Source organism: Bradyrhizobium sediminis, from assembly GCF_018736085.1.
Classification (GTDB): domain Bacteria; phylum Pseudomonadota; class Alphaproteobacteria; order Rhizobiales; family Xanthobacteraceae; genus Bradyrhizobium; species Bradyrhizobium sediminis.
This window is the reverse complement of sequence record NZ_CP076134.1, coordinates 5,123,420-5,142,386: the sequence shown is the minus strand read 5'-3', so window position 1 is coordinate 5,142,386 and position 18,967 is coordinate 5,123,420. Positions and strand designations below refer to the sequence as shown.

Annotated in this window: 16 protein-coding genes; 12 read left to right on the top strand and 4 right to left on the bottom strand. The window is 64.9% G+C overall.

Annotation, left to right across the window (positions count from 1 at the left end):
* The first annotated feature begins 48 nt into the window (after positions 1-48).
* The gene (locus tag KMZ29_RS24715; RefSeq protein ID WP_215621624.1) at positions 49-2,277 is read left to right on the top strand and encodes a CHASE2 domain-containing protein; all 2,229 of its coding nucleotides are present in this window, start codon (positions 49-51) and stop codon (positions 2,275-2,277) included.
* 154 nt (positions 2,278-2,431) lie between these two features.
* Here KMZ29_RS24715 and KMZ29_RS24710 read toward each other — a convergent pair whose 3' ends face one another.
* The gene (locus KMZ29_RS24710; protein WP_215621623.1) at positions 2,432-4,039 is read right to left on the bottom strand and encodes an ABC transporter substrate-binding protein; all 1,608 of its coding nucleotides are present in this window, start codon (positions 4,037-4,039) and stop codon (positions 2,432-2,434) included.
* 253 nt (positions 4,040-4,292) lie between these two features.
* Between KMZ29_RS24710 and KMZ29_RS24705 the strand changes: the two genes are divergently transcribed.
* The 8 genes from KMZ29_RS24705 (at position 4,293) to KMZ29_RS24670 (ending at position 12,026) form a co-directional block, all read left to right on the top strand.
* The gene (locus tag KMZ29_RS24705) at positions 4,293-5,912 is read left to right on the top strand and encodes an ABC transporter substrate-binding protein (protein ID WP_215624402.1); all 1,620 of its coding nucleotides are present in this window, start codon (positions 4,293-4,295) and stop codon (positions 5,910-5,912) included.
* Between the two features lie 178 nt (positions 5,913-6,090).
* The gene (locus KMZ29_RS24700; protein WP_215621622.1) at positions 6,091-7,044 is read left to right on the top strand and encodes an ABC transporter permease; all 954 of its coding nucleotides are present in this window, start codon (positions 6,091-6,093) and stop codon (positions 7,042-7,044) included.
* 19 nt (positions 7,045-7,063) lie between these two features.
* Positions 7,064-7,951 (top strand): ABC transporter permease, encoded by an 888-nt coding sequence (locus KMZ29_RS24695; RefSeq protein WP_215621621.1) that lies wholly within the window; start codon positions 7,064-7,066, stop codon positions 7,949-7,951.
* A gap of 4 nt (positions 7,952-7,955) precedes the next feature.
* Positions 7,956-9,011: an ABC transporter ATP-binding protein gene (locus KMZ29_RS24690; protein ID WP_215621620.1), complete on the top strand. Its 1,056-nt coding sequence runs from the start codon at positions 7,956-7,958 to the stop codon at positions 9,009-9,011.
* A gap of 64 nt (positions 9,012-9,075) precedes the next feature.
* The gene (locus tag KMZ29_RS24685) at positions 9,076-9,273 is read left to right on the top strand and encodes a hypothetical protein (RefSeq protein ID WP_215603819.1); all 198 of its coding nucleotides are present in this window, start codon (positions 9,076-9,078) and stop codon (positions 9,271-9,273) included.
* Positions 9,270-10,676, top strand: coding sequence for an amidase (locus tag KMZ29_RS24680; protein ID WP_215621619.1), 1,407 nt, complete (start codon positions 9,270-9,272; stop codon positions 10,674-10,676). Before KMZ29_RS24685 ends, KMZ29_RS24680 begins: the two co-directional genes overlap by 4 nt.
* Positions 10,677-10,679: 3 nt before the next feature.
* A complete protein-coding gene (locus tag KMZ29_RS24675) occupies positions 10,680-11,663 on the top strand; it encodes an ABC transporter ATP-binding protein (protein ID WP_215621618.1) in 984 nt (327 codons plus the stop codon).
* 93 nt (positions 11,664-11,756) lie between these two features.
* On the top strand, positions 11,757-12,026 hold the full coding sequence (locus KMZ29_RS24670; RefSeq protein WP_215621617.1) for a GlsB/YeaQ/YmgE family stress response membrane protein: 270 nt from the start codon (positions 11,757-11,759) through the stop codon (positions 12,024-12,026).
* A gap of 111 nt (positions 12,027-12,137) precedes the next feature.
* Here the strand turns inward: KMZ29_RS24670 and KMZ29_RS24665 are convergent, their stop codons facing one another.
* On the bottom strand, positions 12,138-13,073 hold the full coding sequence (locus KMZ29_RS24665; RefSeq protein WP_215621616.1) for a LysR substrate-binding domain-containing protein: 936 nt from the start codon (positions 13,071-13,073) through the stop codon (positions 12,138-12,140).
* An 83-nt stretch (positions 13,074-13,156) separates the two neighbouring features.
* Here KMZ29_RS24665 and KMZ29_RS24660 point away from each other — a divergent pair, with 83 nt between their 5' ends.
* The 3 genes from KMZ29_RS24660 (at position 13,157) to KMZ29_RS24650 (ending at position 17,182) form a co-directional block, all read left to right on the top strand.
* On the top strand, positions 13,157-13,933 hold the full coding sequence (locus KMZ29_RS24660) for an acyl-CoA thioesterase domain-containing protein (RefSeq protein ID WP_215621615.1): 777 nt from the start codon (positions 13,157-13,159) through the stop codon (positions 13,931-13,933).
* Between the two features lie 193 nt (positions 13,934-14,126).
* Complete coding sequence (locus KMZ29_RS24655) at positions 14,127-15,875, top strand: type I secretion system permease/ATPase (RefSeq protein WP_215621614.1); 1,749 nt, start codon at positions 14,127-14,129, stop codon at positions 15,873-15,875.
* Positions 15,872-17,182, top strand: a complete 1,311-nt coding sequence (locus KMZ29_RS24650) for an HlyD family type I secretion periplasmic adaptor subunit (RefSeq protein WP_215621613.1) — start codon at positions 15,872-15,874, stop codon at positions 17,180-17,182. The genes KMZ29_RS24655 and KMZ29_RS24650 overlap by 4 nt, the downstream gene beginning before the upstream one ends.
* 161 nt (positions 17,183-17,343) lie before the next feature.
* Here KMZ29_RS24650 and KMZ29_RS24645 read toward each other — a convergent pair whose 3' ends face one another.
* Both KMZ29_RS24645 and KMZ29_RS24640 read right to left on the bottom strand, forming a co-directional pair.
* The gene (locus tag KMZ29_RS24645) at positions 17,344-17,826 is read right to left on the bottom strand and encodes a CinA family protein (RefSeq protein ID WP_215621612.1); all 483 of its coding nucleotides are present in this window, start codon (positions 17,824-17,826) and stop codon (positions 17,344-17,346) included.
* 7 nt (positions 17,827-17,833) lie between these two features.
* Positions 17,834-18,790: an MBL fold metallo-hydrolase gene (locus KMZ29_RS24640; RefSeq protein ID WP_215621611.1), complete on the bottom strand. Its 957-nt coding sequence runs from the start codon at positions 18,788-18,790 to the stop codon at positions 17,834-17,836.
* Between the last annotated feature and the right edge of the window lie 177 nt (positions 18,791-18,967).

Here is an 18,967-nt window from a genome sequence, read left to right as displayed (position 1 = left end):
CGAAACAAGCAACGTGATCCTTCCGCGCAAGCGTGATACCCAAGCAGCATGAAGCGACTGAGAGTATTACGGCGCTGGTTCATGCGGAAGTTCGGGATTGCGAGGCTGCTGTGCCTCGCGATCCTGATCGGGCTGGCGGCGCTGCGCGTCGCCGATCCCGCCGCGGTCGAGGAACTCCGGGTCAGGACCTTCGATAAATTCCAGGTCGTTGACCCCCGGGTGAAGACCGCAAAGCCGGTGACCATCATCGACGTCGACGAAAAGAGCCTGGCGAAGCTCGGCCAGTGGCCCTGGCCGCGCACGCGGATCGCGGATCTGGTCGACAGACTGACCAGTCTCGGCGCCATCGTGATCGCCTTCGATATCGTGTTCGCGGAGCCCGACCGGCTCAATCCGGGCGAGGCCGCCGACACGATCCGCAACCTCGATGAGGAAACCCGGGCCAAGCTGCGTGCGCTGCCGAGCAACGATCAAATCCTGGCCGATGCCATCAAGCGGTCCCGCGTGGTGCTGGGCGAATCCGGGCTTCCCTACGTCCTCACCGAATTCGACAAGTCGCTGCCGGTAACGGGGCTCGCCATGCGCGGCGAGGAGCCGCAACCGTTCCTGCTCGATTTCCCCGGGCTGGTGCGCAACGTTCATGTCCTGGAGGAGGCGGCCGCGGGGCGCGGGCTGTTCTCGATCAAGAACGAGCGCGACGGCATCGTGCGGCGGGTGCCGATGATCATGCTGGCGCAGGGCGCCACCATGCCGTCCCTGAGCTTCGAGATGCTGCGGGTCGCCAGCGGCAGCGGCACCATTCTGACCAAGGCCGAAAAGGCCGGCCTGCAGAGCGTCGGCGTCAGGGGTTTCGAAATTCCGACCGATAACAACGGCCAGATCTGGGTTCATTTCGCGCGCCGCGATCCGTCGATCTATGTTTCGGCGGTCGACGTGCTCGAAGGCCGCGTCGCGCCGGATAGGATTGCGCAAAAGCTGGTGCTGATCGGAACCTCGGCGGTCGGGCTTCTCGATGTCAAGACCACGCCGGTCGATCCCGTGATGCCCGGCGTCGAAATTCACGCCCAGGTGCTCGAGAGCGTGCTGACCCGAACGGAACTGTCGCGGCCCAATTACGCCATCGTCGCCGAATTTCTCTCCGCTCTCCTCCTCGGGCTGCTGGTGATCGCGTTTGCTCCGATGTTCGGACCGATCACCCTCGTTGCGGTCGGCGCCCTGTTTGCGACGGTGCTGATGGGGACCTCCTGGTACTTCTACACCCAGCACCGCCTGCTGATCGATTTCACCTACCCGCTGGCGTCGACCACGTCGATTTACCTCACCCTGATCTTCTCCAGCTTCGTCAGGGAGCAGAAGCAGCGCCGGCAGATTCGCTCGGCATTCGGCCAGTATCTGTCGCCCGCGCTGATCGAGCAGCTCGCGCAGTCGCCGGAAAAGCTCCAGCTCGGCGGCGAGGAGCGCGAGATGACCATCATGTTCTCCGACGTCCGCGGTTTCACCACCATCTCGGAGTCCTACAAGCACGATCCGCAGGGCCTGACGGCGCTGATGAACCGGTTCCTGACGCCGCTGACCAACGCCATCCTCGATCGCAAGGGCACCATCGACAAATACATGGGCGACGCCATCATGGCGTTCTGGAATGCGCCGCTCGACGACAAGGAACACGAAATCAATGCCTGCGAGGCGGCGCTCGACATGCTGGAGCGGATCGACGCCCTCAACCAGGAGCGCGAGATCGAGGCCCAGGACGGCGGTCACGCCTATATTCCGATCAATGTCGGCGTCGGTCTGAATACCGGCGTCTGCGTCGTCGGCAACATGGGATCCAATTTGCGCTTCGACTATTCGGTGCTGGGCGACAGCGTCAACCTGGCGTCGCGGCTGGAAGGACAATCCAAGGAATACGGATTCCCGATCATCATCGGCTCCAGGACCGCGATGGCGGTCAAGGACAGGTTTGCGATCCTCGAACTCGATTTCATCATGGTCAAGGGCAAGCAGGAGCCCGAGGTGATCTACGCCATCGCCGGCCGCGAGGATACCGCGCAGTCCGAACATTTCCAGCGGCTGCGCAACCTGACCATCGAGATGCTGACCTGTTATCGCAACCGCGACTGGGACGGCGCGCTGGCAACGATCGAGCGTGGCCGCAAGAGCGATGACGGGCACGCGCTGGAATATCTATACAAATTATACGAGACGCGGATCCGCGGCTACCAGGAAAGTCCGCCGCCGCAAGACTGGAACGGCGCCTTCGCGCTGCTGACGAAGTAGCGCGCGCGATTCGCGGTTGTCGTCGCCCGCGAAAGCGGGCGATCCAGTATTCCAGAGACGCCAGAGATGGAATCGAAAGGCCGCGTCATACTCCGCTTTCGCGGAGTATGACGGCCTTGGTGGGCGGTTAGGAGGTGCTCCGCAAATCAGAATCTCATTCCAGTCCGATCGTGGTCAGGTCCTGGAACCAGTGCTGCGCCTGCACGAACTTCTTCACCTTGGGCGACAGCGCGTGCGGATTGGTGTCGTGCACCACCCACACCAGCGTGGCGTCGTCGACGATCAGCGCGTGCGCCTGCGCCAGCAACTCGTCCTGCTTGGCGATATCGAAGGTCTGCTTGGCCTCGTCGATAACGGCGTCGACCTTCGGATTCTTGTAGCCGCCCCAGTTGACGCCGACCGGCGCGATCTGGCCGGAATGGAAGAAGCGCACGATGGCGTAGAGCGGGTCCGAGGTCACATAGGCGATGTTGTTGGAGGTGATGCCCGCGTTCATCTCGTCCGCCGCGCCCTTGCGCCACGCCGTATATAATGTCTCGAGTTCGACCACCTTGAAGTCGATATCGATGCCGATCTCCTTGAAGCTCTGCTGCAGGAATTCGTTCATCGGCAGCGACAGCATCTGCCCGGTGCCGCCTTGCGCGATGACGAAGGTGGTCTTCAGCGGCTTCTCCCTGGAGTAGCCGGCTTCCTGCACGAGCTTCTTCGCCGCCGCCAGATCGTATTTGATTTCGAAGCCCGGCTTGCCGAACCAGGGGCTCGACGGATCGACCTGGCCCTTGGCCGGTTTGGCGAGGCCGTTCATCAACCCGACCACCGCTTCGCGATCGATCGCGAGATTGAGCGCCTTGCGCAAGCGGATATCGGTCCAGGGCGAGCCGGGCAGCACGCTGAGATGATAGTTCCAGACATGCGGGGTGATGTTGTCGACGATCTTCATGCCCGCCGATTTCAGCTGCGGCACCGCATCGGGCGCCGGCGTTTCGATCAGGTCGACCTGTCCGGCCAGCAGCGCGTTGGTCCGCGTCAGCGCTTCGGGCATCGGGATCAGGACCATCTTGTCGACCTTCGGGATCCGCTTCTTGTTCCAGTAGTCCGGGTTCTTCGACAGTTCGGCGAGTTCGCGCGGCACTAATTTAGTCAGTTTGAACGGTCCGGTGCCTGAAGGTGAGGCAGCGAACTTGTCCCAGTCCTTGCCGAGCTTCTCATATTGCGCGGGGCTGGAGACCAGGAACCAGAGCATCTGGTAGGGAAAGAAGGAGTCGACGGTCTTGGTGGTGATTTCGATCGTGGAGTTGTCGACCTTGGCGTAGCTCGCAACCGACGGCAGCCGGGTCTTGACCTGCGCGCTCTGCCGCTTGTCGAATTGCGGTGCCTTGTCGTTGAGCACCTTGTCGAGGTTCCAGATCACCGCATCGGCGTTGAAGTCGCTGCCGTCGTGGAACTTGACGCCCTGCCGCAGCGTGAATCGCCACTTCTTCTTGTCCGACTCATCGACCTTCCATTCGGTGGCGAGCCCGGGCACCAGCTTGCCGGGCCTGTCGGACACGTCCATTTCCCAGGCGACCAGCGGATCGTAAATCGTATAGGCGGTGAACTGGTAAGCGCCGGCGCCGCGATCCGGTTGCCCCGTCGTCAGCGGAATATCCGCCATCGAGATGCCGTATCGCACCACCGTTTCGGCCTGCGCCGAAATGCCGGGCAAGGCGGTAGCCATGGCGAACGCCGCGGCAGCAAGAAGCATCGAATTTCGAATGCGCATCAACTAAGCTCCATTGGAGGGGAATTGGAGCGTGCGTTGCAAGCTTGATGCCAGATTAGGCAGCGCTGTCCCTTTTGCACGAGCGCTTACAAGAAATTGTGCAGCAAATCGCAATGCGAGACGGTTTGTCGCCATTGGCACGGGCATTGCATAACGTTGCATAAGAAATAATCATCAAGATCGAAAAGAAAAAGGAGTTGCTGCGATGCGTGTCGAACAACAAGGGAAGTGCCGGACTGCCGCGACGGCCACGATGCTGGTGGTCGGGTTGGCTGCTGCAATGCCGCTGGCCGCTTCCGCGCAAACCACCCTGCGTATCGGCATGACCGCCGCCGACATTCCGCGCACACTCGGCCAGCCCGATCAGGGTTTCGAGGGCAACCGCTTCACGGGCCTCACCATGTATGACGGGCTGACGATGTGGGACCTGTCCTCCGCCGACAAGGCGAGCGTCATGATCCCGGCGCTCGCGACCGAATGGAAAGTCGACGATGCCGACAAGAAGAAGTGGACGTTCAAGCTTCGCCCCGGTGTCACCTTTCATGACGGCTCGCCGTTCAACGCCGACGCCGTGGTCTGGAATGTCGAAAAGGTGCTCAAGCAGGATGCACCGCAGTTCGATCCGAGCCAGGTCGGCGTGACCGCGTCGCGGATGCCGACGCTGGCCTCGGCCCGCAAGATCGACGACATGACGGTGGAACTCACCACCAAGGAGCCGGACAGCTTCCTGCCGATCAACCTCACCAACCTGTTCATGGCGAGCCCCTCGAAATGGCAGAAGTTTTACGATACGGCCGAGGGCGCCGACGCCAAGGCGAAATCGCAGGCCGCGTGGGCCGCGTTCGCGAAGGACGCCTCCGGAACGGGCCCCTGGAAAATGTCGAGCTTCACGCCGCGCGAGCGGCTGGAATTGGTGAAGAACGAAAAATACTGGGACAAGGCGCGCGTTCCCAAGGTCGACAAGATGCTGCTGCTGCCGATGCCCGAGGCCAATGCGCGGACTGCGGCCTTGCTCTCCGGCCAGGTCGACTGGATCGAAGCGCCAGCGCCGGATGCCGTGCCGCAAATCAAGCAGCGCGGGTTCATTCTCAAGTCGAACGAGTCGCCGCATGTCTGGCCGTGGCAGTTCTCGCGCGTCGAAGGCTCGCCCTGGAATGACATTCGGGTTCGCAAGGCGGCCAATCTCTGCGTCGATCGCGAAGGCCTCAAGGACGGCCTGCTCGGCGGCCTGATGGTGCCGGCCACCGGCACCTTCGAGCCCGGTCACCCCTGGCGCGGCAACGTCACCTTCAAGATCAAGTATGACAAGCCGGCGGCGCAGAAGCTGATGCAGGAGGCCGGCTTCGGTCCGAACAAGAAGTTGTCGGTCAAGGTCCAGACCTCGGCGTCGGGCTCCGGCCAGATGCTGCCGCTGCCGATGAACGAGTACCTGCAGCAGGCGCTGGCCGAATGCTATTTCGACGTCAAGCTCGACGTCATCGAATGGAATACGCTGTTCACCAACTGGCGGCGCGGCACCAAGGACCCGTCCGCCAACGGCGCCAACGCCACCAACGTCACCTATGCGGCGATGGATCCGTTCTTCGCCCTGGTGCGCTTCCTGCAGTCGTCGATGGCGCCGCCGGTGTCGAACAATTGGGGTTACATCAACAATCCCAAGTTCGATGAGCTGGTGACCAAGGCGCGCCAGACCTTCGAGCCGGCCGCGCGGGACGCTGCCCTTGCCGAACTGCACGCGGCTTCGGTCGACGACGCGGCCTTCCTCTATGTCGCCCACGACGTCGCGCCCCGCGCCATGAGCCCCAAGGTCAAGGGCTTCGTGCAACCGAAGAGCTGGTTCGTGGACTTCTCGCCGATCTCCATGACGCCGTAGTGTGGGCTTGCTCTCTCTTCGTCATGCCCGGGCTTGACCCGGGCATCCACGCCTTTCCTATCTTTGACGAAGACGTGGATGGCCGGGCATAGGCGAGCGGAAGCGACGCCGTCCTTCGGACGGCTATGCCCGGCCATGACGGCCGAGAAATTCGATCTGACTACAGCAAGGTAATTCCGTGTTCGTCTATGTCGCCCGCCGCATCGTCTATGTGATCCCGATCGTCGTCAGCGTGGCGCTGGTGTGCTTCCTGCTGGTGCACATCACGCCCGGCGATCCGCTGGTCGCGATCCTCCCCGCCGACGCGTCGCAGGAGCTGGCGGCGCAATTGCGCATCGCCTACGGCTTCGACCGGCCGCTGCCGGTGCAGTTCGGGCTGTGGCTGTGGAAAGCGGTCCATGGCGATCTCGGCCATTCCATCGCCACCGGCCGGCCGGTGCTGACCGAAGTGATGCGCGCGGTCGGCAACACCGTGACGCTTGCGATTGCGGCCGCGACGATCGGCTTCACGCTCGGATTGTTCTTCGGTCTGATTGCCGGCTATTTCCGCGACACCTGGGTCGACAAATTGGCGACCTCGATCGCGATTGCCGGCGTCTCGGTGCCGCATTACTGGCTGGGCATGGTGCTGGTGATCATCTTCTCGGTGCAGCTCAACTGGCTGCCCGCGGTCGGCGCCGGTCCCGGCGGCTCCGGCGCCTGGGGCTGGGACTGGGAGCACATCCGTTATCTGATCCTGCCCGCGATCACGACTTCGGTGATCCCGATGGGCATCGTCACCCGCACCGTGCGCGCGCTGACCGGCGATATCCTCTCGCAGGATTTCGTCGAGGCCCTGCGCGCCAAGGGCCTGCGCGAAACCCATGTGTTCCGCCACGTCATCAAGAACGCCGCGCCGACCGCGATGGCGGTGATGGGACTGCAGCTCGGATACATGCTCGGCGGCTCGATCCTGATCGAAACCGTGTTCTCATGGCCGGGTTCGGGGCTGCTGCTCAATTCCGCGATCTTCCAGCGCGACCTGCCGCTGCTGCAGGGCACCATCCTGGTGCTGGCGCTGTTCTTCGTGTGCCTCAATCTGATGGTCGATATCGCGCAGGCCGCGATCGATCCGCGAATCAAGCGGGGCTGAAGCCAGTGAGTATCCGTCCATGAGCGCGATATCAGATGCCGCCCTGCAGGCCGCGCCCGCCACCAAGGCGCGCGGCTACTGGGCGACGGTCGGCGGCCGCATCGCCAGCGACAAGGTCAGCATGTTCTGCGCCCTAATTCTGGCACTGATCTTTCTCTCCGCCTTGCTCGCGCCGTGGCTCGGGCTCGCCGATCCCTATCAGGGCTCGATGATCCGCCGTCTCCGCCACATCGGCACGCCGAACTATCCGCTCGGCACCGACGAACTCGGCCGCGACATGCTGGCGCGCCTGGTCTATGGCGGGCGGCTGTCGCTCCTGATCGGCATTCTCCCCGTCATCCTTGCCTTCGCGGTCGGAACCTCGCTCGGCCTCGTCGCCGGCTATGTCGGCGGCAGGATCAATACCGCAATCATGCGCACCGTCGACGTTTTCTACGCCTTTCCCTCGGTGCTGCTGGCGATCGCGATTTCCGGCGCGCTCGGCGCCGGCATCGTCAACTCCATCGTCTCGCTGACGGTCGTGTTCGTACCGCAGATCACCCGGGTCGCCGAAAGCGTCACCACGGGCGTGCGCAACATGGATTTCGTCGAGGCAGCGCGCGCCTCCGGCGCTGGACCTTTCACCATCATGCGCGTGCACATGCTCGGCAACGTGCTGGGGCCGATCTTCGTTTACGCCACCGGCCTGATCTCGGTGTCGATGATCCTGGCCGCGGGGCTGTCGTTCCTGGGCCTGGGGACAAAGCCGCCGGAGCCGGAATGGGGGTTGATGCTCAACACGCTGCGCACCGCGATCTACATCAATCCGTGGGTAGCGGCCTTGCCGGGCGTCATGATCTTCGCGGTATCGATCTGCTTCAACCTGCTCAGCGACGGCATGCGCAGCGCCATGGACATACGGAACTGACGCCATGACCGAACTCGCCAACTCAGTCGAATTGCTCGAGCCGGTCGAGGATGTCGGCGGGGCTGCGCAGCCGCTGCTGCAGGTCAATGGCCTGACCAAGCATTTCCCGGTGCGCGGCGATCTCTTCAGCAAGCGCAAGACGGTGCGCGCGGTCGACGACGTGTCGTTTGCCATCGCCAAGGGCGAAACGGTCGGGATCGTCGGCGAATCCGGCTGCGGCAAGTCGACCACCGCGCGGCTCTTGATGCACCTGATGCAGCGCGATGCCGGCGATATCATCTATGACGGCATGCAGGTCGGGCGCGCACTGTCGCTTCGCGAGCTGCGCCGCGGCATGCAGATGGTGTTCCAGGACAGCTACGCCTCGCTCAATCCGCGCCTGACCATCGAGGAATCGATCGCGTTCGGGCCGAAGGTTCACGGCATGGCCGACGGGGCGGCGCGCGCGCTGGCGCGCGAACTGCTCGGCAAGGTGGGCCTGCGGCCGGAAAATTTCGCCAATCGCTATCCGCACGAAATTTCCGGCGGCCAGCGCCAGCGCGTCAACATCGCCCGTGCGCTGGCGCTGTCGCCGCGGCTGGTGATCCTGGACGAGGCGGTGTCGGCGCTGGACAAGTCGGTCGAGGCACAGGTGCTCAATCTGCTGGTCGATCTCAAGCGCGAGTTCGGACTGACCTATCTCTTCATCAGCCACGATCTCAACGTGGTGCGTTACATTTCCGACCGTGTATTGGTGATGTATCTCGGCGAGGTGGTCGAGCTCGGCCCGGTCGACCGGGTATGGGACGCGCCGGCGCATCCCTATACGCGGGCGTTGCTGGCGGCGATGCCGTCCTCCGATCCCGACAACCGCACCGAGACGCCGCCGATTTCGGGCGATCCGCCCAATCCGATCGATCCGCCTTCCGGCTGCCGGTTTCACACCCGCTGCCCGTTTGCGGAGCCGCTTTGCGCAAATGCCACACCAAAACTCACCGCGCTGGATAGAATGGGGCATGAAGCGGCGTGCTATATGGCCATATCAGGATCCGGGCACAGCCGCGCACCGGCACACGCATGATCCGAAAAAGTGGGCACCGGTTTTTCGAAAAGATCATGCGCAATAAAGAGGGAGCGGACGCGACATGACCAAACCTACGGCGAAAGAGATCAAGGCGATGACCGACGTTGCGGGCGTGCCCGTCGATGCCGATGTCGCCGGGCGTATCGCCCATTCCATGGGCCCGGCGTTCGAAGGCTTTGCGCCGGTCGCCGGCACGCTGCCGTTCGACCTGGAGCCTGCGAGCTTTCTGCTCGTGCAAGCTGCAAAGGTGTCGAAATGAGCACCGAGCTTGCCTTGATGTCGCTGACGTCGGTCGCACAGGCGATCGCGCAGAAGAAGATCTCGTCGCGCGAGGTGACGCAATCCTGTCTCGACCGGATCGCACAGTGGCAGCCCCGTCTCAACGCCTTCATGGCCATTGAAGCCGAAGCGGCGCTCAGCGCAGCCGATGTGGCCGATGCGGCGCTGGCGAAGGGCGCCGCCAAGGGCGCGCTGCACGGCGTGCCGCTGGCGCACAAGGATATGTATTACGACGCGGGCCACGTGGTCACCTGCGGCTCGAAGATCCGGCGCGATTTCGTCGCCACCACCACTTCGACGGCGCTGCAGCGGCTGAAGGACGCCGGCACGATCCGCCTGGGCTCGCTGCAGATGGTGGAATTCGCCTATGGGCCAACCGGCCACAACGTGCATTACGGCGCGGTGCATAACCCGTGGGCGCTCGATCGCATCACCGGCGGCTCGTCGTCGGGGTCGGGCTCCGCCGTCGCGGCACGGCTGACGTTCGCGGCCCTGGGCTCGGATACCGGCGGTTCGATCCGCTTGCCCGCGCATTTTTGCGGCGTCACTGGATTGAAGACGACCTATGGCCGCATCAGCCGCGCCGGCGCGATGCCGCTATCGCAGTCGCTCGACACCGTCGGGCCGCTGGCGCGAACCGCCGAGGACTGCGCGCTGCTGCTCGGCCTGATGGCGGGTGCGGATCCAGAAGACCCGACCGCGGTCATCGGGCCGGTGCCGGACTACGTGGCGGCAACGCACGGATCGATCAAAGGCCTGACCATCGGCGTGCCGACCTCCTTCTATGTCGATGACCTCGATTCCGAAGTCGCGCGCATTCTCGACGAGACCATTGCGACGCTGAAGCGCGAAGGCGCGCAGATCGTTCAGGTCGAACTGCCGGAGCAGCGCCAGCTCACGGCGGCCTGTCAGTTCGTTCTCGCTACCGAAGCCGCCGCCTTCCACAAGCGCTGGATGATCGAACGATCGGGCGATTACGGTCCCCAGGTCCTGATGCGGCTGCAGAACGGGCTTGCGATTTCAGGCGTGTCCTATCTCGAAGCGATGCGCTGGCGCGGGCCTGCGCTGGCCGCGCACAATGCCGCGGTCGCCGGCGTCGATGCCATGATCGCGCCGGCGGCGCCGGTGGCGGCTCCCACCATCGCCGAGAGCGATGTCGGCAACAGTCCCGACGCCGAAGCGGTGATCCAGCGGCTGACGCGCTTCACCCGCCCGATCAATTATCTCGGCCTGCCGTCGCTGGCGATACCCGCGGGCTTCACGCAGGGCGGGCTTCCCGTCGGCATGCAGCTGGTCGGCCGTTCGTTCGATGAAGCGATGCTGCTGCGGATCGGAGCGGCGTTCCAGCGCGCCACCGATTTCCACGACCGGGTGCCGAATTAAGCCATGAGCAATCTCGTCGAAATCCGCGGCCTCAATGTTCGCTTCAGCGGCGAGCGCACCGTGCATGCCGTCAACGATCTCAGCCTCTCGCTCGGCGAGGGCGAGGTGCTCGGCCTGCTCGGCGAGTCCGGTTCGGGCAAGAGCGTCACCTTGCGCGCGCTGATGCGGCTGCTGCCGAAGAAGCGGACGCAGATTTCGGGCAGCGTGCAGGTGCTCGGGCGCGATGTGCTGGCGCTCGACGACGAGCAGCTGTCGGCGTTTCGCGGCCAGACCGTCTCGATGATCTTCCAGGAGCCGGCGCTGGCGCTCGATCCCGTCTACACCATCGGTCGGCAGATCGCGGAAACCGTGATGCGCCACGAGGGCAAGAGCCAGGCCGACGCGATGGCGCGTGCGCTGGAAATGCTGGAAGTGGTGCGCATTCCCTCGGCGAAACGCCGGCTCGATGCCTATCCGCACGAGATGTCCGGCGGCATGCGGCAGCGCGCGATGATCGCGCTGGCGCTGGCCTGCAAGCCGAAGATCCTGCTGGCGGACGAACCGACCACCGCGCTCGACGCCACCGTGCAGATCCAGATCCTGCTGCTGCTGCGCGAACTGCAGCGCGAGTTCGGCATGTCCGTCATTTTCGTGACCCACGATATCGGCGTCGCGATCGAAATCTGCGACCGGGTCGCCGTGATGTATGCCGGCCAGGTCGTCGAGCAGGGCACGCTCAGCCAGATCGTGCGCACGCCGATTCATCCCTATGCGCGCGGCCTGCTGGCTTCCACTGTGCACGGCGCCAAACGCGGTCAGCGGCTGGAAACCATCCCGGGCACGCCGCCTTCGCTCGACAAGGCGCCGGTCAACTGCTCGTTCGCGCCGCGCTGCAGTTTCACGCAGGCCCGCTGCGTCGAGCAACTGCCGCCCAATGTCCAGGTCGGACCAGACCGGATCGCGCGATGCATTCTGGCCGAACGTACCGAGGCCGCGGCCGCAACCTGACACCGCAACATTGGAGTCGTCGCCCCGGGCCATTATCGGATAGGCTCCGGTGCCGTGCGCGGGAACAACGTGCGCCGACAGGGGGAGTTACTCATGCGGATTTCCAACGAAGGCATTCTCGTCATCCTGTTCGTCGGCCTAGTGGCGGGCTGGCTGGCCGGCAAGATCGTGCGCGGCACCGGCTTCGGCATCATCGGCGATATCCTGGTCGGCATCGCCGGCGCGCTGGTCGCCAGCCTGCTGTTTCCGAAACTCGGTATCCATATCGGCAGCGGCCTGGTCTCGGAGATCATCTATTCGGCGATCGGCGCCGTATTGCTGCTGCTGGTAGTGCGGCTGGTTCGAACCGGCGGCCGGCTGTAGAGCGTTTTCAAGCGAAGTGGATACCGGTTCGCGTGAAGAAAACGCGTCAAAACAAAAAGACAGAGCCCCGTTCCGATTCAATCGGAACGGGGCTCTAGCTAGCGCCCTGGCCTACCGGCTGGCGCGGCCGACGGCGTCCAGGATCCATCGCCGCAGCGCGGCAATCCGGCGGTCGCGCGCCTGTTCGGTGCGCGAAACGAGATAGATCGTCTCCATGGAACTGACCGCCGCGGCATCGAACGGCGCGACCAGTTTCTTGCCGAATCCCGGGCGTGCCCTGATCAGCGGCGCCATCGCGAGGGTGACGCCGAGTCCTTGCTCGGCGGCCTCCAGCATCGCCGGCACGCTGTCGAGCCAGAGATGTCCGCGCGGGGTCAGGTCCGGAATCCCGGCCTGCTCGAGCCACGTCGCCCAGGTGCGCGGCTGCGTCGTCAGATGGATCAGGACCTCCCGGGACAGGTCTTCGGGACGGCGCAGCCCGCCCTTGACCAGGGCCGGCGCGCAGACCGGCAAACCCCTGACCTCGATCAGCGGTTCGAATTTCAGGCCGGCCGAGTGCTCGCGCCCGTAGCGAACAGCGACGTCGACGCGGGAGGCGTTGAAGTCGGCATATTGATGGGTCGCCTCGATCCGCAGCGTCAGGGTCGGATTGCGCCGCCTGAAATCGCCCAGCGCCGGAATCAGCACCGTGCTGGTGAAGAACGGCAGCGAACTGATCCAGAGTTCGCCGCCGGCGTCGCGCCGGTGCCGCAGCATCTCGCGGCCGGCGTCCTGCAGCGCCGCCAGCGCCACCGAGATCTTTGCGAAATAACGCTCGCCGTCCGCGGTCAGGCGCACCGAGCGGGCGCCGCGAACGAACAGTTTGACGCCGAACAGCTCTTCCAGTCCGCGAATTTGATGGCTGATCGCGGACGGGCTGAGCGCCAGATCGCGCGCGGCGCGGCGGAAACTCAATTGCGAGGCGGCGCGCTCGAACGCCAGCAGCGCGGAGAGCGGTGGGATCGCCCGCAGCGGCCCGTCGGCCGCGGATAGATGAATAGGGCTCATCTCAGGTGACCAAATGCCTTTTGTAATAGGCATTATTATCGGCCAGATTGCAGTATCACTCAATATTCCTCATCTGGATCATCATGGCGATTTTCGAACCATTGAGCGCCCCCAATCATTGGCAGCCGTCGGCGCTGGCCGCAGGTCCCTTCGCGGGGCTGCAGGGCGGCGCGGTCGCAAGCCTGCTGACCGCCGAAGTCGAGGCGCTCGCCGCGGAGCGAAAATGGGGGGCTGCGGTCAGCGTGACCGCGTGGTTCCTGCGGCCGACGCCGATGGCGAATTTGCGGACGCGGCTTTCCGTGCTGACCGAGGGCGGCCGTGTCAGCGTGATCGACAACACGCTGTGGCCCGACGATGAAGCGCAGCCCTGCGCCACCGCGCGGGTGACGCTGTCGCGCGAACGCGCGGTCGAGCTGCCGGGGTTTGTCGACGCCGCCGGCGAGGCCGCCGATCCCTTGCGGTTTCCGGTCCGCACCCGGCAGGCCGCCCATGGCCGTCGCTGGTTCATGGACGCGATGGAGGCGCGTGCGGGCGACGGCGTCGCCTGGTTTCGTCTCAATCACAGGATCATCGACGGCGCCGGGCCGTTGTCCTCCGTGCTCGGTCCGGCGGACTGGACCCACGGCATTGCGCGGCCGCTGGAGAATGCCGTGGCCGATCCCAACCCGAACCTGACGGTGCAGCTGTTCAGGCAGCCATTGGGGGAATGGGTGGGCGTCCGCGCGCAAACCCGCTGGCGACCGGCCGCCGGGCTCGGCATCGGCAGCGGCGCGCTGCTCGACGTCCATGGCGAGATCGGCCGGGTCTCGATGGCGGTCGTGCTGGTTCCCTTTCCGAAGCCCGCAGCGGCGGCAAACTAGCTCCCTGCACCCCCCGCGACCGGCTCCCCGCATACCGGTTGCGCCGCCCATGGGGCCGCTCCTCCCCCGTTCGGAGGATGGGACCGCTGCGTGGGCTTGCCGATGACGTTTAGGTTAACGCCAGTTGCATGGACGATGGCCGCAAACATCGGTAGAACTAGCGGCCTTGCACCCCTCGTGAAGAGATCAATTGATGGCAGCCGCTCCCGGTGTCCGGCGTTCCGAACTCGGTGATGCGTTGCGCGCCTGCCGCAGCGCGTTTCTTGGCGTCGGCGTCATGAGCTGCATGATCAATCTGCTGTATCTGACCGGCTCGATCTTCATGCTGGAGGTATACGACCGGGTGCTGCCGAGCCGCAGCATCCCGACGCTGGTCGCTCTGGTCATCCTCGCCGGCGGCTTGTACATCGCCCAGGGCATTCTCGACCTGATCCGCGGCCGCGTCCTGGTCCGCATCGGCACTTCGCTCGACGAGGCCCTCAATGCCCGCGTGTTCGAAACCGTGGTGCGCCTGCCGCTGATGGTGGGCGGGCGCAACGAAGGCCTGCAGCCGCTGCGCGATCTCGACAATGTCCGCTCGTTCCTGTCCGGCATGGGGCCGGGCGCGTTCTTCGATCTGCCGTGGTTGCCGTTCTATCTGGCGATCTGCTTCGCCTTCCACGTCCTGATCGGCGTGACCGCGCTGGCTGGCGCGATCATTCTGGTCACGCTGACCATCATCACCGAATACATGTCGCGCGCGCCGGCGCGCGAGGCCATGGGGCTTGCCGCGCGCCGCAACGATCTGGCCGCCACCAGCCGCCGCAATGCCGAAGTGCTGGTCGCGATGGGAATGTCCGGACGCCTGACCAGGCGCTGGAGCGAGGCCAACGAAAATTATCTGGCGGGCAACCAGCGCGCCAGCGACGTCGCCGGCGGTCTCGGCGCTATTGCCAAGGTCATGCGCATGACGCTGCAGTCCGCGGTGCTCGCGGTCGGCGCCTATCTCGTGATCAATCAGGAGGCCACCGCCGGCGTCATCATCGCCGGCTCGATCCTGAGTGCGCGGGCGCTGGCGCCGGTGGATCTCGCCATCGCGCACTGGAAAGGCTTCGTCGCCGCGCGCCAGAGCTGGCACCGCCTCAACCGCCTGCTGGAATCATTGCCGGCGCAGACGGCGCCGACGCAGCTGCAGACCCCGTCGAAGCGGCTGTCGGTCGAGAGCGTCAGCATCGTGCCGCCGGGCGATCAGAAGATCATCGTCCAGGACGTGACGTTCGCGCTGGAGGCCGGCAACGGCCTCGGCGTGATCGGGCCGAGCGGATCGGGCAAGTCGTCGCTGGTGCGCGCGCTGGTCGGCGTCTGGCATCCGCTGCGCGGCAAAGTGCGGCTCGACGGCGCGGCGCTGGACCAGTGGTCGAGCGACGTGCTCGGCCGCCACGTCGGTTATCTGCCGCAGGACGTCGAACTGTTCGCAGGCACGGTCGCGCAGAATATCTGCCGGTTCGATCCGGACGCCACCTCGGAGGGGATCATCGCCGCCGCCAAGGAGGCGGGGGTCCACGACATGATCATCAAGATGCGCGAAGGCTACGACACCCAGATCGGCGAGCAGGGCACCGCGCTCTCGGCCGGCCAGGCGCAGCGCGTGGCGCTGGCGCGGGCGCTGTACGGCAATCCGTTCCTGATCGTGCTGGATGAGCCGAACTCCAATCTTGATACCGAAGGCGACGAGGCGCTGACGCGCGCGGTGCGCGGCGCGCGCGAGCGCGGCGCCATCGTGGTGGTGGTGGCACACCGGCCGATCGGGATCGAGGCGGTCGACATGCTGCTGGTGCTGAAGGACGGCCGCATGCAGGCCTTCGGGCCGAAGGAAACCGTGCTGGGGCAGGTGCTGCAGCAGCGGGTCGCGCCGCCTTCGCCGATCAAGATCGTGTCCGAGGGAGGAGTCGCCAAGTCATGAGCGGCAGCAAAATGCGGACTGCGAAAGCCTCGATCCGGCTGCATCTGGTCATCGGTCTCGCCGTCATCGTCGTCCTGGCGGGCGGGCTCGGCGGCTGGGCGGCGACCGCGCAGATCTCGGGCGCGCTGATCGCGCCGGGACAGATCGTCGTCGATACCAATGTGAAGAAGGTACAGCATCCGACCGGCGGCGTGGTCGGCGAAGTGCGCGTGCGCGATGGCGCCGCGGTCAAGGCCGGCGACGTGGTGGTGCGGCTCGACGACACCGTCACCAAGGCGAGCCTTGCGATCGTCACCAAGAGTCTCAACGGGCTATGGGCGCGGGCGGCGCGGCTGGAAGCCGAACAGCGGGGCCTCGACAGGATCACATTCCCGCCGATGCTGCTCGATCGCGCCGACGATCCCGACGTCCAGAACGTCATGGCCAGCGAAAGCAAGCTGTTCGAGGTGCGCACCACCGGACGCGCCGGACAGAAGTCCCAGTTGCGCGAGCGCGTGGCGCAGCTGAACGAGGAGATCGCCGGCCTGACCGCGCAGGAGAAGGCCAAGGACAAGGAAATAGCGCTGATCGAAAAGGAACTGGTCGGGGTTCGCTCGCTCTACGAACAGCACCTGGTGCAGTTGTCGCGCCTGACCGTGCTCGAGCGCGACGCGGCGCGGCTCAACGGCGAGCGGGCGCAATACATCGCGGCGCGGGCGCAGGCCAGGGGCAAGATCACCGAGACCGAGCTGCAGATCATTCAGGTCGACAAGGACCTGGTCAGCGAAGTCTCCAAGGATCTGCGCGAGACCAACGACAAGATCGGCGAATTCGTCGAACGCAAGGTGACGGCCGAAGACCAGTTGCGCCGGATCGACATCCGCGCGCCGCAGGACGGCGTGGTGCTGCAGTCGACGGTGCACACCGTCGGCGGCGTGATCACCGCAGGCGACGCCATCATGCTGATCGTTCCGCAAGCCGATGCGCTTTCGGTCGAGGCCAAGGTCAATCCGCAGGATATCGACAAGCTGCAGGTCGGCCAGAAGACCGTGTTGCGGCTGTCGGCGTTCAATCAGCGCACCACGCCGGAGCTGAACGGCATCGTCACCCGTGTCTCGCCCGACGTCACCACCGACCAGCGCACCGGCCAGAGCTATTATACCATCCGGGTCTCGATGTCTCCGGAAGAAGTCGCGCGCCTCGGCGAGGTCAAGATCATCCCCGGCATGCCGGTGGAGGCCTTCGTGCAGACCGGCGACCGCACCATGCTGTCCTATCTGATGAAGCCGCTGAGCGACCAGCTGATGCGCTCGTTCCGCGAGCGGTGAGACGCTGTCGTCTGACAGGCTCGGCAAATCCATCCAAGCCGTCATTCCGGGGCGATGCGAAGCATCGAACCCGGAATCTCGAGATTCCCCGATGTGCAATTGCACATCTGAGGTCTGGTGCTACGCACCATCCCGGAATGACGGGTCTACATGGCCAGCAATCACCGCGACAGATTCTGCAGCAGCAGATTCAGCGCCGTCGCAGCGAACACATGCATGTTGCCGAGCCGGTCGGCGCTGCCGGTCTCGAGCGTCATCACCGCATTCTCCGGACCCGCGACTCCCATGCAGCAATGGCCGGCGGCGTCGCCGTAGCGGTTGCCGGCAGGACCCGTGGCGCCGGTTTCCGACAGGCCCCAGTCGGTGGCGAAGCGCTGGCGGATCTGGTTCGCCAGCAGTTTGGCGTAGACTTCCGAGGCGGAGCGGATGCCCTTCATCGCCTCGTCGGGGATGTCCATCAGGATCCGCCGCGCGTCGCGCGTATAGACCACCGCGGAGCCGAGAAAATAGGCCGAGGCGCCGGGCACCGCGAGCAATGCGGCCGAAATCAATCCGCCGGTCGAGGACTCCGCGACAGCGATGGTCTGGCGCCGCTCGATCAGTCTGGCGGCGATGTTTTCGGCGATCGGGACAAGGTCTTTCATCGAATTCTCAATTCCTGCGGAAGATTCGTTTCAACAATCCCGGCTTGCTGTCGGGCTTGTCGGCGAGCGAGTGGTAGACGACACGGATGAAGTTCTTGCTGGCGAGCTCGTCCGGCGCCCATTTGGCGTCGAGATCGGCGAACGGTTTCAAGGCCACCGCCTCGTCTTCGGTCTTGCCGTCCTTGACCAGCTTCGCCATCCGGTCGCGCGCGGTGACCAGCATGGTGCGGAATTCCGCCAGCGCCGCCTTGTCGGCGACCGGCCCGTGACCCGGCACGATTTTCGTCCTGGCGTTGGTCAGCTTGAGATAGACGTCGGCGGCCGCGATCATCCCCTTGATGTTGCCGCCATTGGCGAAATCGATATCGGGATAGCGGCCATTGGTGAAGGTATCGCCGGTGGCCAGCACCCGGGCGGTCTTGAACCAGACATAGGTGTCGCCGTCGCTATGCGCATTGGGGATGTGCTTGAGGTCGGCAACGCGTCCCCCCAGCCTGATCTTGGAAAAATTCGTATAGGTGTCGGACGGTAGCGCCCCCTGCGGCGCCGGCGGCGTCTTGGCGCCGGTGAGGCCATTGGTGGAGCCCGCCGCGAGCCGCTTTTTGACATTGTCCTGGGCGACGACCGTGACGCCTTCCTTGGCGAAGGCCTCGTTCCCGCCGATGTCGTCGCCAGGATAACGCGTGTTAACAAGATATTTGATCGGCAGGCTGGAGATCGCGGCCACGGCGGCCTTGATCTTGTCGTGCAGCGGCGCGAACTGGCCGTCGACCAGGATGATGCCATCCTTCGCCACCACCACGGTGATGTTGCCGCCCTGGCCTTCGAGCATGTAGGCATTGTTGCCGAGCGCGACGGTCTTGATCTCGACCTTCGAATAATCCATCGGCGGCGGTGACGCGGCCGGCTGCTGCTGCGCGAAGGCCGGCGCGGACAACGCCAGCAGGGCTGTGACTGCGGCCATTCCCAGTCCTTGCATGCCATGCCTCCCTGGCGACGTCTTTGTCATCTCCTAGCACAGGATTGCATGGCTGCCGACTCGTGGGCAGCTGGCCCGCCGATGGACGGGGAAGCGCGCGGGCCATATTCTGCGCCGGGATTCAGCGAGCCAACGCCGAATTCGAAGGGCGCCAAAGAGCGA

What these genes read in the sequence shown, in the direction of transcription:
- KMZ29_RS24715 (WP_215621624.1), top strand. Translation starts at nt 49, where the DNA reads ATGAAGCGACTGAGAGTATTACGGCGCTGGTTCATGCGGAAGTTCGGG.
- KMZ29_RS24710 (WP_215621623.1), bottom strand. Translation starts at nt 4,039, where the DNA reads ATGCGCATTCGAAATTCGATGCTTCTTGCTGCCGCGGCGTTCGCCATG.
- KMZ29_RS24705 (WP_215624402.1), top strand. Translation starts at nt 4,293, where the DNA reads ATGCTGGTGGTCGGGTTGGCTGCTGCAATGCCGCTGGCCGCTTCCGCG.
- KMZ29_RS24695 (WP_215621621.1), top strand. Translation starts at nt 7,064, where the DNA reads ATGAGCGCGATATCAGATGCCGCCCTGCAGGCCGCGCCCGCCACCAAG.
- KMZ29_RS24690 (WP_215621620.1), top strand. Translation starts at nt 7,956, where the DNA reads ATGACCGAACTCGCCAACTCAGTCGAATTGCTCGAGCCGGTCGAGGAT.
- KMZ29_RS24685 (WP_215603819.1), top strand. Translation starts at nt 9,076, where the DNA reads ATGACCAAACCTACGGCGAAAGAGATCAAGGCGATGACCGACGTTGCG.
- KMZ29_RS24680 (WP_215621619.1), top strand. Translation starts at nt 9,270, where the DNA reads ATGAGCACCGAGCTTGCCTTGATGTCGCTGACGTCGGTCGCACAGGCG.
- KMZ29_RS24675 (WP_215621618.1), top strand. Translation starts at nt 10,680, where the DNA reads ATGAGCAATCTCGTCGAAATCCGCGGCCTCAATGTTCGCTTCAGCGGC.
- KMZ29_RS24670 (WP_215621617.1), top strand. Translation starts at nt 11,757, where the DNA reads ATGCGGATTTCCAACGAAGGCATTCTCGTCATCCTGTTCGTCGGCCTA.
- KMZ29_RS24665 (WP_215621616.1), bottom strand. Translation starts at nt 13,073, where the DNA reads ATGAGCCCTATTCATCTATCCGCGGCCGACGGGCCGCTGCGGGCGATC.
- KMZ29_RS24660 (WP_215621615.1), top strand. Translation starts at nt 13,157, where the DNA reads ATGGCGATTTTCGAACCATTGAGCGCCCCCAATCATTGGCAGCCGTCG.
- KMZ29_RS24655 (WP_215621614.1), top strand. Translation starts at nt 14,127, where the DNA reads ATGGCAGCCGCTCCCGGTGTCCGGCGTTCCGAACTCGGTGATGCGTTG.
- KMZ29_RS24650 (WP_215621613.1), top strand. Translation starts at nt 15,872, where the DNA reads ATGAGCGGCAGCAAAATGCGGACTGCGAAAGCCTCGATCCGGCTGCAT.
- KMZ29_RS24645 (WP_215621612.1), bottom strand. Translation starts at nt 17,826, where the DNA reads ATGAAAGACCTTGTCCCGATCGCCGAAAACATCGCCGCCAGACTGATC.
- KMZ29_RS24640 (WP_215621611.1), bottom strand. Translation starts at nt 18,790, where the DNA reads ATGGCCGCAGTCACAGCCCTGCTGGCGTTGTCCGCGCCGGCCTTCGCG.